9 protein-coding genes are annotated in these 14,346 nt (G+C 60.2%); 3 read left to right on the top strand and 6 right to left on the bottom strand.

Features of this window, described 5'->3' with window-relative positions; translation table 11 throughout:
• Positions 1 to 15: 15 nt before the first annotated feature.
• Complete coding sequence (gene hisS / locus PSDT_RS03790; protein WP_006289279.1) at positions 16 to 1,422, bottom strand: histidine--tRNA ligase; 1,407 nt, start codon at positions 1,420 to 1,422, stop codon at positions 16 to 18.
• 97 nt (positions 1,423 to 1,519) lie between these two features.
• On the opposite strand from hisS, the gene PSDT_RS03785 reads away from it, so the two are divergent.
• Positions 1,520 to 2,941 (top strand): DUF349 domain-containing protein, encoded by a 1,422-nt coding sequence (locus PSDT_RS03785; RefSeq protein ID WP_006291461.1) that lies wholly within the window; start codon positions 1,520 to 1,522, stop codon positions 2,939 to 2,941.
• Positions 2,942 to 3,065: 124 nt separating this feature from the next.
• Here PSDT_RS03785 and PSDT_RS03780 read toward each other — a convergent pair whose 3' ends face one another.
• The 3 genes from PSDT_RS03780 to PSDT_RS03770 form a co-directional block, all read right to left on the bottom strand.
• Entirely contained in the window at positions 3,066 to 5,435 is a 2,370-nt protein-coding gene (locus PSDT_RS03780; RefSeq protein ID WP_006289281.1) for a RelA/SpoT family protein, read from the bottom strand.
• A 101-nt stretch (positions 5,436 to 5,536) separates the two neighbouring features.
• Positions 5,537 to 6,016 (bottom strand): dUTP diphosphatase, encoded by a 480-nt coding sequence (dut, locus tag PSDT_RS03775; RefSeq protein WP_006290442.1) that lies wholly within the window; start codon positions 6,014 to 6,016, stop codon positions 5,537 to 5,539.
• Entirely contained in the window at positions 6,016 to 6,309 is a 294-nt protein-coding gene (locus tag PSDT_RS03770; protein ID WP_006290443.1) for a DUF4193 domain-containing protein, read from the bottom strand. The genes dut and PSDT_RS03770 overlap by 1 nt, the downstream gene beginning before the upstream one ends.
• 144 nt (positions 6,310 to 6,453) lie before the next feature.
• On the opposite strand from PSDT_RS03770, the gene sepH reads away from it, so the two are divergent.
• On the top strand, positions 6,454 to 7,707 hold the full coding sequence (gene sepH / locus PSDT_RS03765) for a septation protein SepH (protein WP_006289284.1): 1,254 nt from the start codon (positions 6,454 to 6,456) through the stop codon (positions 7,705 to 7,707).
• Between the two features lie 96 nt (positions 7,708 to 7,803).
• On the opposite strand, the gene PSDT_RS03760 is transcribed toward sepH, so the two are convergent.
• Positions 7,804 to 8,976, bottom strand: a complete 1,173-nt coding sequence (locus PSDT_RS03760; RefSeq protein ID WP_006289285.1) for an alkaline phosphatase family protein — start codon at positions 8,974 to 8,976, stop codon at positions 7,804 to 7,806.
• 110 nt (positions 8,977 to 9,086) lie between these two features.
• Between PSDT_RS03760 and PSDT_RS03755 the strand changes: the two genes are divergently transcribed.
• Positions 9,087 to 11,807: a DNA gyrase/topoisomerase IV subunit A gene (locus PSDT_RS03755; protein WP_006289286.1), complete on the top strand. Its 2,721-nt coding sequence runs from the start codon at positions 9,087 to 9,089 to the stop codon at positions 11,805 to 11,807.
• 149 nt (positions 11,808 to 11,956) lie between these two features.
• On the opposite strand, the gene PSDT_RS03750 is transcribed toward PSDT_RS03755, so the two are convergent.
• The gene (locus PSDT_RS03750; RefSeq protein ID WP_006289287.1) at positions 11,957 to 14,320 is read right to left on the bottom strand and encodes a DNA gyrase/topoisomerase IV subunit B; all 2,364 of its coding nucleotides are present in this window, start codon (positions 14,318 to 14,320) and stop codon (positions 11,957 to 11,959) included.
• Between the last annotated feature and the right edge of the window lie 26 nt (positions 14,321 to 14,346).

Raw genomic sequence — 14,346 nt, 5'->3', positions numbered from 1 at the left:
CCGGAATCGCAGACCCTACTTCACTACAACCGCGCGCCGGGCGTATTCGGGAGCCGGGGTCCAGGAAGCGGGATCCGCGTCCACCTGGTCTCCGGAGATGATGTTCTTCACCTGGTGACCGGTCGGCTTGACCTCAGCGGCTGGGTCACCGGCTTGAGGCGGGAACCAGACATAAGGAATGCCCAGATGGTCGGCGTATTTGATCTGTTTGCCGATCTTGGCAGCGGTCGGGGCCACGTCGCAGGCGATCCCCCGCTGACGCAGCTGAGCGGCGATGTGGTCGGAGGTCTGCCTCTCGTCCTCGTTCCAGACGGCCACCATGACAGCCGCAGGGGAAATCCGGGAAGTCGTCGCCTGGACCGTATGCAAGATGTAGGAAATCAGCCGAGTCACGCCAATGGATAGGCCCACACCCGGATACTTGCGGCTGCCTTGGGAGACCAGGTTGTCATAGCGGCCACCAGAACAAATGGACCCCAGCTTTTCGGCCCCATCGAGGAAGGTCTCGTAAACGGAGCCAGTGTAATAATCCAGGCCGCGGGCGATGCGCAAGTCGGCCATGACGGAGCCGGGACGGATGCGGGCGGCCTCGTCGATGATCATGGCCAGGGTCTCCACACCCTGTTGAGCCAAGGGATAAGCCTCGGATTCCTTATCGATCCCATGTTTTTCACAGAGTTGATCGAAGGCGGCCCGCAAGTGGGAGCTATCAGTGGCGGTCACTTCCGCCAATTCCAGGCAGGCGGCCGCTTGTTCCGGGCTGCAGCCGGCCTCGTCTTGCAGGAGCTGGGCCACTTCAGCGGCGGAGATCTTGTCCAACTTGTCCACTTCCCGCAGCACGCTTTCAATGTCGGTCACGCCCACTCCCCGATAAAAGCCTTCGGACAGCTTGCGGTTGTTGGCGTGGACGGTGGCCTTGGGCAGGCCGAAGGGCCGGAGCCTCTCCAAGGCCTCGACCATGACCAAAGGAGCGTCCACCTCATAATGCTCGGGCAGACTGCCGTTGCCCACGATGTCTATGTCGGCCTGGGTAAACTCCCGGTAACGGCCTTCCTGCGGCCGCTCCCCTCTCCACACCTTCTGGATCTGCCACCGTTTGAAGGGGAAAGTGACAGCGCCGGAGTTTTCGACCACATAGCGAGACAGGGGGACGGTCAAATCGAAATGCAGGCCCAGGTGCTCCTCCACCGGAGTCTCATCGTCCTGTCCGAATTCCCGCAGCCGGGAGAGAAGGTAGATTTCCTTTGAAGTTTCGCCTTTTTTCAGCAAGCTGGACCCCATCTCCACCGCCGCCGTCTCGATTCCCAGGAAACCGTGAAGCTCGAAGACCTCTCGCAAAGTATCGATGACTTGCTGCTCGATGGCCCTTTCCTGCGGGAGCCATTCGGGGAAACCTGAGATAGATGCACCTTTTTTAGCCATAGCCCCTTATAATAAATGGTGTTGAGGAAATTATGCAGGCCGGAAAGCCCGAATGATTTCGTCTTCCTGCTACTACTGCTACGACAAGGAGTTGGCTATGACCGACGAAACTGTGACCCCATCCGTCTCCGAACCCGAGGAAAGCAAGCCCGCCGCCCCGGCGGAGGCAGCGCCTGCCCCTGCTCCCGCTCCTAAGCCGGCCAAGCCCGTCATCCCCTCCCCCAAAGCTTTCGCTGGCAAGACCCAACAACAGAGCGCAGTAGCCACCTATAACGAAGCCGATTTGGAAGCGGCCATGAAGTTCGGCCGCGTCACCGACGACAGCACCGTCTTCGTCAAAGAAGGCGACGAGGAGCACAAAGTCGGCCAAATGGCCCAGGAGGAACCGGATAAGGCCTTGCGCTTCTTCGCCCGTCGTTATCTGGACCTCAAAGCCAAGTTCGACCGCTTCGCCAAGCGTTTGGAAGGCAGCCACATCCGTTCCCGCGAGATCGATTCCACCCTGAACGAGCTGGAAGAGGACATCAAGAAAGCCGATGTGGTCGGCGACATCGCGGCGCTGAAATCCCGATTGGAAGAGCTCAAGACCGAAGGCGCCTCCAAGAAGGAGGAATTGGCCGCGGCCCGTAAGGAAGCCATGGCCAAGGCGGCCGCGGAACGAGAGAAAATCGTGGTCGAAGCCGAGCAACTGGCCGCCAGCCTAGGTGACAGCACCAACTGGCGTCAGACCGGCGACAAGTTCCAGGCCCTTTTCAACAAATGGCAGGAACATCAGAAGCATTCCATCCACTTGGAGAAGTCCCAGGCCGACGCCCTGTGGAAACGTTTCTCAGCCGCCCGTTCCTCCTTCAACAGCGCCCGCCGGGCCTGGATCCAGCAGCGCGACAGCCAGCGTTCCGAAGCCCGCAAAGCCAAGGAGAAGATCATCGCCGCGGCCGAAAGCATCCAGGATTCCACCGACTGGGCCGCGACCTCCCGCAGGTTCAACGAACTCATGGACGAATGGAAGGCCGCTGGTCGCGTGGGCCGCCACGAGGAGGACGACGCCCTGTGGAAGCGTTTCCGCGCCGCGGCCGATGTCTTCTTCAACGCCCGCCAAGCAGACCGTGACAAACTGAACGAAGGCGAGACGGAAAATCTCAAAAAGAAGGAGGCCCTCTTGGAGAAGGCCAAGGCCCTTCTTCCGGTCAAAGACGTGAAAGAAGCCAAGCAGACCCGTCAGAGCTTGGCCAAGATCCAGGATGAATGGGATCAGATCGGCTATGTGCCGCGAGCCGACGTGCACCGTCTGGAATCCGCCTTGGATGACGTGGACAAGCAGATCAAGGCGGTCGAGGAAACCCAGTGGACCAATTCCGACCCCGAGACCGACGCCCGTAAGTCCGATTTCGAACTCCAGCTCAACGCCCAATTGGAAGAGTTGGATCGGAAGATCGCCTCCGAGACCGACCCTGCCAAGAAGCAGGAGCTGAAAGCGGAGAAGGCCGCTAAAGAGGCCTGGCTCAAGGCGATCAAGTAAGATTCAGGGTCCGCTCAGGCAAACTTAGGTGAACTCAAATAAGCTCAGACGACAGAAGCCGAAATAATAAATAAGATAATAATGATTAAAGGGGCTGACGGATGAACCGTCGGCCCCTTTATCGTCAGTTCCTCATCCGAGGATGTTTGGACCCCTTGTTGTCCGTCACCCGGTAGACGTCGAAAACGCCTTCCACCTTGCGCAACTCGGACAGAAGCTTGCCGAAATGGTTGGGCGAAGCCATCTCGAAGGTGAACTGGCAGATGGCCACCCTATCCTCGCCGGATGAAACGTTGCCGGAGATGATGTTGACCCCCATGTCGGACAGGACCTTGGTGATCTCGGTCAGAAGATGGCCGCGGTCCAGGGCCTCGATTTGGATTTTCACCAGGAAGGTCCCCGTGGAGGCGTTCCAGGAGACTTTGACCATGCGCTCCGGATGGGTATCCTGCAAATGCTGGGCGTTGACGCAGTCCTCCCGATGGACGGAGACGCCGTCCCCGCGCGTGATGAAGCCGACGATGGCGTCGCCAGGGACCGGGGTGCAGCATTTGGCCAGTTTGACCCAGATTCCGTCCACCCCCTTGACGGACACGTCGGCCGCCCCGGTGGACCGGTGGCGCTTGACTGGGCGGGAAGGCAGGATCACCTGCTCGATGTCCTCCTCCACTTCGGACTCGCCCACGTCTTTGACCAAGTGGGTGATGACGTTCTGGGCGGAGATCTGCCCCTCCCCCAAGGCGGCGAAGAGGACGTCCACGTTGGGCAGGTTCAGGTCCTGGGCCGCGCCCAAGAGGGCTTCGTTGGTGGTGAGCACCTGGACGGGCAGGTTCCGCTTGCGCATGGAGCGGATGAGCTCGCTGCGGCCTTCTTCGACCATCTCGCTGCGCCGTTCCTTGGAGAACCATTGACGGATCTTGTTGCGGGCGCGGGGGCTCTTGACGAAATTCAGCCAGTCGCGCGAAGGACCTTGGGCGTTGTTGCGGGAAGTGAGGATCTCCACCGTGTCGCCGGTCTCCAACTGGGTGTCCAGAGGGACAAGACGGCCGTTGACCCTGGCTCCCATGGTCTTGTGCCCCACTTCGGTATGGACGGAGTAGGCGAAGTCAACCGGGGTCCCTCCCTGCGGAATGGTGATGACCCGGCCTTTGGGGGTGAAGACGTAAATCTCCCCCGCCCCGAGATCGTCTTTGAGGGTACCCAGGAATTCATCCGAATCCGGAGTGTTGCTGGTCCAATCGGCCAACTGCTGAATCCACTTGAGGTTGTCAGCCTGGCTGATCTCCTGCGGCTCTTCGGCGGTCGGAAGGGTCGGGGTCTGGGCCTGCAGCTCCTTCTCCCTTTCCTTGTCGGATCGGTCAGGAGTGGACAAAGCGTTGCCCGCCTGTCCGTTGGCCTTGTATTTCCAGTGGGCGGCGATGCCGAATTCGGCCCTGCGATGCATGTCCCAGGTCCGGATCTGGATTTCCACCGGTTTGCCGCCAGGACCGACGACGGTGGTATGGAGGGACTGGTACATATTCAGCTTGGGCATGGCTATGTAGTCTTTGAAACGGCCAGGCATGGGCTTCCAGCGGGCGTGCACGGCCCCCAGGGCCGCATAGCAATCCTGGATGGAATCCACGATGATCCGGACCCCGGTCAGGTCGTAGATGCTTTCGAAATCATGCCCACGGACCACCATCTTCTGGTAGATGCTGTAGTAATCCTTGGGACGGCCGGTCACGTAAGCCTTGATCCCCATCCCTTTCAAATCATCGCCGATCTCGTCCAGGATCTGTTTGAGGTAGACCTCGCGTTTGCCGGCCCGCTTTTGTACCAGCAGGACAATCTCATGATAGATCTTGGGGTGCAGGGCTTTGAAGGACAGCTCTTCCAGCTCGGTTTTGATGGCGTTCATGCCCAGGCGGTTGGCCAGAGGGGAATAGACGTCCAAGGTCTCCTGAGCCTTTTTCCGGGCGTTGGATACCTTGACGTAGCGCCAGGTCCGGGCATTATGGACCCGGTCAGCCAGCTTGACCACCAGGACGCGCACATCCCGGCTCATGGCGATGACCATCTTGCGGATGGTCTCCGCCTGGGCGTGGTCCCCGAAATCCATCTTTGTCAGCTTGGTCACCCCGTCGACCAGACCGGTGATGGTGTCCCCGAACTCCTCCCGACATTGGTCCAAGGTGTAGTCCGTGTCTTCCACCGTATCGTGAAGAAGACCGGCGGCGACCACCTTGGGGCTCATGCCCAGGTCGGCCAGAATCTGGGCCACGGCGATGGGATGGATGATGTAAGGCTCCCCCGACCGCCTCTGTTGATGGGCGTGCTGGGTCACGGCCCTGGAGTAGGCCCGGGCGAGAACGGACAGGTCGGCCTGCGGGTAGTGGTAATGGACCGACTGCCAGATGGGCAGAAGGGGGTTCGTGGGATCAGTGGAGACCTCAGCGCCCAGCTGGCGGGCAAGGGAGTCCTCATCGCTGAGTTCAAGTCGAGATTCACTCATATGCGCCTCCCCGGTCGATTATGATTATCCTATCCACACCGGGAGAAAAATGGCGGCAAAACGGCGAAAGGAGGCTTCCCGCGCCTTTCTGCCATCGACCCCTACCCTTTGATTCCGCTGGACCCGAATCCCCGGTCGGCCCTTTGGGACTCCGGCAAAGCATTGGCTTCCACGAAGGTCGCTTGAACGTAACGTTGGATGACCATCTGGGCGATTCTGTCCCCTGCGTCGAAATGCACGGTTTCGTGCGAATTCAGGTTGATGAGCGGGACTTTGATCTCCCCGCGGTAACCAGCGTCGATGGTACCGGGGGCGTTGAGGACGGTGATCCCTTTCTTCACGGCCAATCCGGACCGGGGATGGACCAAAGCGACGTATCCTTCAGGCAGGGCGAGGGAAATCCCGGTGGGGACCAAGGCCCGTTCGAAGGGGGCCAAATCGAAATCCAACCTGCAGCGCAAATCGCAGCCGGCGTCGCCCTCATGGGCGTAATTCAATCCCGCTTCCCTCACTTTAGGGTCCAGATAAGTAATCAGGACGTCCAGCTTCTCCGCTCCTTCGTAAGTCTGGTCGCCAGGCATCAGGCGGCGCAATCCTTGCAGACCGGCTTGCCGTTCTCGTAATGGTCGAGCAGTCGACGATTATAGACCAGGAAGCATTCGGAACAGACGAATTCGTCGCCTTGCTGAGGGATGACGGTGACGGACGAGTCCTCGTTGCTCAGATCGGCGCCGGGGAGTTCATAGTCCTCGGCAATGGCGTTTTCATCGTCATCCAAGTCCGCGGCTTGTTCCTGTCGGGCGCTATTGGAGAGAGCTTCCAACGACTCTTCGTCTTCATCTTTGGAGCGAGGCGCATCGTAGTCTTGTGCCATATTCAGCCTTTCAACAAAAAAACAGGTACGCGCCACAGGATACACGAATTTTCAAATTTTGCAAGGTGACACGACCCGATTATGACGAAAATGTAAAAGTTTCCCTATAGTATAGAAAGGAACAGATGCGTAAGCGAGGTTTATATGGTTGATGAGACTAGGAATCAGGCTCTTTTCGTCAAGGTCGACCCTTCGGGGGACTTGATCTTCGAAGAGAAGGAGAGTCACCGTCAGTTCGCCGTGCGCATCAGCGACGAATTGGAACAGGGCATCCTGGCCGCCAGGCAGATCATGTCCGACCAGCAGGGGCCAGCCCACCCCCATCAGTTCCGCACCCTGCCCATCAGGGAAATCCAACAGCTGACCAGGGAAGGCAGAAGCCCGGAAGAGATCAGGCGCGATTTCGACGTCGACCTGGCCCTGATCCGTCGTTTCGCCCAGCAGGTAGAGCAGGAAAAGAGCTACACCATCGCGCAGTTCCTCAATTCCTCCTTCAAGACGGACAAGAAGCAGCTCGTTCCCCCCTCGGTGGAAGACATCCTCACCCGGTCCATCGAGAATTACGGATTGGATTATGAAGACGTTTCGTGGAAAGCGACCAGGGTCGGCCGCGATCCATGGCATATCATGGCGACCGTCACATCCGAGGACGGCCGGCAGGCGACCGCCGAATGGACTTTCAACCCCCGCAACAACGACATCGTCTGCCTCAACAAGACAGCCCGCAAGCTTTTCGGCCTTTTCGGCACCGATAATTCCCCTGTGGATCATGAGCTTTTCGGCCTGACCGTCGCCGATGATTCTTCGGCCCCAGCCTCCTCCTTCTCCATCAAGGCCCGCGGCCCTTTGACCCCCCAATGGATGAATGTGGAAGAGGAGGGGAAACCCTCGGCCGGGGAGGAAGCGGGAGAAAAGGAAGAAGGAGAAGGGGCGCAAAAAAAGGAACAAGGAAAGGCGCAAGCGAGGATGGACAGGGATGGATCCCTGGCTTCCGGCTTCTCCGGTGACGATGGCGACGAAGGCGACTCAACGACGACGAACGTTCAGGAAGAGGCGGGCGAGGCGGCGCAAGCAGGGTCAAGCAGGGATCCGAAACCGTCCAAGTCTTCCAAATCCGTCAAGCCTTCCCTCTTCGACTTCGCCCATAAGAACCGGCCGATCAACAAAGACAGGCCTACGGAGGCTAATCTGACCGCTGACCCTGCTTCTCCTTCATCCGATCCCTCCTCTTCATCCCCGTCAACCTCCGGCGATTCCGAGCAGGGTCAAAAGCCTGGTTCAGCGAATGAGGGTGGCGCCAAGGGGAAAGCGGCGAAGACGGCGAAAAAACAACCGGCCCGCAAGACCCGCAGCCGGTCGGCCATCCCTCAATGGGATGAGATCCTCTTCGGCAACTGATTCCCGTATCCCCCTGCGGCCGATTCAAGCCAGCTCACTGAATATGAGCGATTCCGGAGAATCGGGGCCATCGGACTCAACCGGAGGGGCCACGCCCTAAATCCTCTCCAAGAGGAAGGGGATTCCCTCCTCCCTCTGACTGTTGGAGCCGTGCACGGAAGGAAGCCTGGTCGCCTGGTCCGTTTCGTAACGGGTGTCGACGAGGGTCGTCGACCCCTGGGCCAGAACAATCACATCACCCAGGATTTCACGGGCGCGGTCCGTCACCAGATCCGGCGGGCCGTAAAAACCTCTGCCTATGGCCTCCTCTTTCAGGAAGACCTGGACCAGATTCCCGAGGAAAGCCCGATAGCGGGCGGCCACCTCCTCGGCCTGCGCATCCTTCTCCTGCCGGGTCTCGCCATAGACGTAGAGCATCCGGTTGCGGGGCTCTCCGGCGACCAGACGAATCCCCTTGCGCAAGACCGGTTCCTGGGCGATGTCAATCCGGGAATGGGGGTCGGAATTGATCATGCCGTGGTCGGCCGTCACCACCATGACCGTCCCAGCCGGGAGATTCTGCCTGATGAGGGAGAGGGCCTTGTCCGTCTTTTCCAAGGCGGCGACCCACTGATCACTGTCGACCCCGTATTCATGACCGGCCTTGTCGACGTCAGGAATATAGAAATAAGTCAGCCCCGGCTGCCTGGAGCAGAGGATGGCGGCCTTGACCCGGTCCGCCATGGTACGGCCGACGATGTAGTCCGGCCCGCGCAAAGCCGCCCTTGTCAAGCCAGACCCCTGGAATTTCGCCATTCCTGGGGCCGAGACCCTGACTCCTGCGGAGACCAGCCGCTCGAAAATCGTCGGAATCCGCTGGAGGTCTTCCGGCTGGGGGGTGTTGATGAACTGGATGAGCTGGCAGACGAGATCTACTTCGGCGTTCAGCTGTTTGTAGGCGGTCATACAGGTCAGGCCCGGGGCGGTCCCTGTGCCGAAAGCGGCCATGGCCACCGGGGTCGTGGATGGCAGACAGGTGCTGATTGGCCGGGAATTGACCTTCTGCTTGAGCAAAGACCTCAGGAAAGGGGCGTGCCCTTTGCGCTCATCCAAGTTGTGGAAACCCAAGCCGTCGACGAGGACCACGAGGATGGACCGGGCGTCCGGAATCCCCAAAGCCTCCTGGTCCGCCCGAGGGAGGGGGTGCACCGGGGTCGGCAGATCGTACCCCAAAGCGCTGGCGCAGGCGGGAAGAATGGCGGATAAATGTCGGGCTTGGTCATAAGGCATGCCTTCATCTTATCCAAACATCGCTACCGTCTTTCACCGTCTTCTGCCGTTTTCGCCGTCTTTTCGGCAGGATTGTGGATAATAGGTAAGTCATCAAAGGAGACAGCCCCATGCCAAAACGCCAGACCCATGCAGCCAGCTACGATCCCCGCACCGTCAAGCAGAAGATCGTGGACACACCCTTGGGCGAGGAAATGAGCACCTCCTTCTTGGCTTACGCCTATTCGGTCATTTACGCCAGGGCCCTGCCGGACGCCCGCGATGGGCTCAAGCCCGTCCAGCGCCGCATCATCTATCAGATGGGACAGATGAACCTGACCCCGGACAAGCCTTACATGAAGTCCGCCCGCGTGGTCGGCGAAGTGATGGGTAAACTGCATCCACACGGGGATTCCGCCATTTATGAGGCCATGGTCCGCCTGGCCCAGGATTTCGCCATGCGCCTGCCTTTGGTCGACGGCCATGGGAACTTCGGTTCCTTGGACGACGGCCCCGCCGCCTCCCGATACACCGAAGCCCGCCTAGCCCCGGCCGCCTTGGGCATGAACGAGTCCATCAACGAAGAGACCGTGGATTTCGCCCCCAACTATGACAACAAGCTGCAGGAGCCCACCGTCCTGCCTTCGGCCATCCCCAACCTGCTGGTCAACGGGGCCTCCGGCATCGCCGTCGGCATGGCCACCAACATGATCACCCACAACCTGGCCGAAGTGGTCGCCGGGGCCAAATACCTGATGGCCCACCCCGACGCCACGACCGACGACCTCATGCATTACATCCCCGGCCCCGACCTGCCCGGCGGAGGCATCATCATGGGTCGGGAGGGGATCAAAGAGGCTTATGAGAGTGGGCGCGGATCTTTCAGCACCCGGGCGACCACTCACATTGAAAACGTGACCGCCCGCAAGAAGGCCATCGTGGTCACCGAACTTCCTTTCATGGTCGGCCCGGAGAAGGTGCTGGAACGCATCTCCGACGGGGTCAAGAACAAGAAGCTGGACGGCATCTCCGGGGCGATCGACCTGACCGACCGTCATAACGGGACCCGTCTGGTCATCGAGATCAAGACCGGATTCGACCCGCACGCCGTTTTGGGGCAGCTTTTCAAATATACGCCTTTGGAGGATTCCTTCACCATCAACAACGTGGCCCTGGTGGGCGGCCGTCCCCATACCATGGGTCTGAAAGAGCTGTTGGACGTGTGGATCCAGCACCGGCGCGAAGTCATCACCCGACGCAGCCAGTACCGCAAACGCAAGGCCGAAGAGCGCCTCCACCTGGTGGATGGCCTTCTGTTGGCCTTGATCGACATCGATGAAGTGATCGAGGTCATCCGCTCTTCCGACAACGCGGACTCGGCCAAGACCCGGTTGATGGCCGTTTTCGACTTGGACGAGATCCAGGCCCAGTACATACTTGATTTGCGCCTGCGCCGGCTGACCAAGATGAGCCGGATCGAGCTGGAATCCGAACGGGATGACCTGCAAAGGGCCATCGCCGAGCTTGACGAAATCCTCGCCTCCGACCAACGCCGGGACGCGGTCGTCATCGAATCCATGGACCATGTCGTGCGCGATTACGGGACTCCCCGCCGGACGGTCCTGCTGGATGTGGATGAAGAGGGGGCTTACTCCCCTGTCCCCGCAGCCGAGCTAGGGCAGGAGGTCGACGCCAGCATCAAGCAGGGGGAAGCCCTCAGTTCCGCCCTGGCCACCGCTTCTTTGGCGGCGTCCGCCCCTATCCCCGCCTCGGCCGGATCCGAAGGCCTCAAGCTGGAGGATAAGCCTTGCGCCATAATTTTGAGCGCCGACCGCCTCATCGGCCGCGCTTCGGCCACGGCCCTGGATCTGTGGCGAAGCAGGCCGCTTGACGCCGTCCGCCAGCCCCATGATCAGATTCGGACGGTCATCCCTTCGTCGACCTTGGCCTCCTATGGCATCGTCACCTCGGCCGGCCGTCTGGTCCTGGCCCATACGGCCGACCTGCCTCTCCTCCATCTGGATCCGGATAAGTTGAGCCTGTCCGCCCAAGGAGGAGTCAGGGTCGACGATTTGCTGACCCACACCGAAAGCACGGAAGCGGTTGCAGGAGAAAAGGCCATCACGGTGATTCCCCTGGCCGGGTCCAAGGAACACGAGGGCGAGAGCGAGGACAAAGACAAGGACGAAAGCAAAGAGAAAGCCGCGGGCGGACAGGACGGCCCCGCTCCTTTGGCCATCGGCACCGCCCGGGGAATCGTCAAACGCTGGAACATGGACTCCCCCACCACCATGGATTCCTGGTCCATCATCGACCTCAAAGACGATGATTCCCTTGTCTTCGCCGCTCCGGCAACCGACGCAGACCGTCTGGTCTTCATCTCCAGCGATTCCAGTCTTTTGACTTACACGGCCGACAACGTGCGTCCGCAAGGACGAAACGCCGGGGGCATGGGCGGCATCAAACTGGCCGATGGCAGCCGGGTGCTCGCCTTCGCCGTGGTGCCTGCAGGTCAACTCGCCTGGGTTCCCGCTCAGGAAGAAGGAGATCAGGCCGCCTCGGGGGCCGTGGTCGTGACTGTGGCCGGGGATGCGGAAGCACTGACCGGGACCGACAACGGGTCAGCCAAGGTCACCCCCTTGGAGCTTTACCCCACCAAAGGCCGCAACACCGGCGGCGTCCGTTCCCAACGTTTCCTGAAGGGGCAGAACAGCCTGCTGGCAGCCTTCGTCGGCCCTTACCCGGTCCTCGCCTCCAGCGAAAGCGGCCACCCCGTAGCCCTGCCGGATATCAGCGGAAAACGGGACGGATCAGGGACCGACCTGACAGCCCCTATCGCCTACCTGTCTTAGATTACCGGTCTTAGTCAATCTGCCTGTCTACCTGCCTTGGTTTCTCGTAGCCTTTATCGAGAATCTAAGTCCCTGTCTTTTCTGAGCCACTGTCTCTCCTGAGACCCTGGAGCCACTCCAGCCTCTGGAGCCGCTCCCACTTGCCCAGGCTAGGCATCGATGGCCGAACGGTCGAAGTCGTCGGCATTGTCCACGATGAACTGGCGACGAGGCGGGACCTCATCCCCCATCAGCAGCTCGAAAATTTCCGATGCATGACGGGCGTCATCCAGACGAATCCGCCTCAAAAGCCGGGTCCGTGGATCCATGGTGGTGTCGGCCAGCTGGTCGGCGTCCATCTCGCCCAAGCCCTTGTACCGCTGGATGTCCTCGTTGTAATCGATCCCCTGCTTCTCCAGCTGCGTCAGACGGGAGCTGAGCTCCTCCTCGGAATAAGTGTAGACGAATTCGCCCTTATGCTTGCCGGCCAAGGCGATCCGGTGCAGAGGGGGGACGGCCGCGTAGACGTGCCCGGCCTCGACCAAGGGCCGCATATAGCGGTAGAAAAGGGTCAGCAGAAGAGTGCGGATATGGGCCCCATCCACGTCGGCATCGGTCATCATGATGATCTTGTCGTAGCGGGCCTGGCCCAGGTCGAAAGTGGCCCCGGAGCCCGCCCCCACCACCTGGATGATAGCGGAGCATTCCTTATTGGCCAGGATCTGGGCGACGGAGGCCTTCTGCACGTTGAGGATCTTGCCTCGGATGGGTAGGAGGGCCTGGAACATGGAGTTGCGGGCCGCCTTGGCCGTTCCCAAAGCGGAGTCGCCCTCGACGATGAAAAGCTCGGCTATGTCGTCGTTGCCAGGCTGGCAGTCGGACAGTTTGGCGGGCATGGAGGCGGACTCCAAGGCGTTCTTGCGCCGGGTGACTTCTTTGGTTTTCCTGGCCTGCACGCGGGCATGCATCTCGCCGGCGATCTTCTCCAAGACCCGGCCGGACTGCTCTTTGAACCCCCGCTTGGACCCGGTGATCATTTCGCCGAATTGTTTGTCGCAGATGCGGGTGACGATGGGCTTGACTTGGGCGGTTCCCAACACGTCCTTGGTCTGCCCTTGGAACTGGGGTTCGGCTATGCGCACGGTGACCACGGCTACGATTCCGGCCAGGACGTCGTCCCGTTCGATCTTCATGTGGGGGTCTTTCAAGTTCACTTTGAGCTTGCGGGCGTTGGCCTCCACGGTTTTGCGGATGTTCTTGGTTATGGAGTTGAGGAAGCCGTCCACATGCATGCCGCCCCCGGGCGTTTCGACCACGTTGACGAAGGAGCGCAAGACGGTCTCATAATCGTTGATCCACCGCAAGGCGATGTCCACATGACAATCCCTTTGGACCATGGTGGCGTGCAAGTCCCCGTTGGAATCGACCTGCTGGGTCTCCTCCTGATAGGTGCTGTCCCCTTCGATGTGCCAGATATCGCTGACGGGCTCCCCGCTGGAGAGGAAATCGACGAAGTCGACCACTCCCCCTTGATGGAAGAATTCCTGCACACGGGGATGGCGATGCTTCTCCAGCCTCTGGGAGTGGGAGGCGAGGGCGGACATAGCCAGATCATCGTCGTTGGAGCCGTCGGAGCCGTCGAAATCATCAATGCCTCCGGTTTTTTCGGAGATCTCAGTATCAGCGTCCGTATCCGTCACTTCCGTATCGACGATTTCCTGGGCGCCAGTGGCCTCGAATTCACGCTCGGCCTGGGAATCCACCGATGCGCTGTAAGTGTTGTCATCCACCTTCTCGTCGATCACTTCGATACGCAAGCCGGGGACTAGGAAGGAGGTCTGGCGGACCCGGTCGATCAGCTGTTCATAGTTGAAGACGGCCGTGCTGTTGAAAATCTCGGGATCCGCCCAATAACGGATGCGGGTACCGGTCTTTTTGCCGGAATACTTGCCCACCATGCGCAGTTCGGTCGGCTTGTTCTTCCGCGTGCGGGTGAAAGGCGACTCGGGGGAAGGATTCTGCGGGTCGGGATCATCATAAGTCCCAGGATGACCCTGGTGGAACTCCATCCGGTAGGTCTTTCCGTCCCGGTCCACCTCCACGCCCAGACGGGAGCTCAAGGCGTTGACCACGGAAGAGCCGACCCCGTGCAGGCCGCCGACGGCGTTATAGGCGGAGTTGCCGAATTTTCCGCCGGCATGAAGCTTGGTCAGCACCACTTCCACTCCGGACAAGCCCGTCTTAGGCTCCACATCCACCGGAATCCCGCGACCGTTGTCGGCCACGGAAATGGACCCGTCCTTATGCAGGGTGACGATGATGTGATTGCAAGCGCCAGCCAGGGCTTCGTCCACCGAGTTGTCGATGATTTCCCAAAGGCAATGCATCAGCCCCTGGCTGTCGGTGGTCCCGATGTACATACCGGGCCTTTTGCGGACGGCGTCCAGTCCTTCCAAAACGGACAGGCTGGCGGCGTTGTAATCGCCGCCAGCGGCGGCCTGGGACTCGGTTTTGTTCTTTTTCTTCGTTGCCATGGATGCGCTTTTAACCTCGATTGCCC

It is taken from the genome of Parascardovia denticolens DSM 10105 = JCM 12538, assembly GCF_001042675.1.
GTDB classification, from domain to species: domain Bacteria; phylum Actinomycetota; class Actinomycetes; order Actinomycetales; family Bifidobacteriaceae; genus Scardovia; species Scardovia denticolens.
This window is presented reverse-complemented; position numbering and strand designations above follow the sequence as displayed.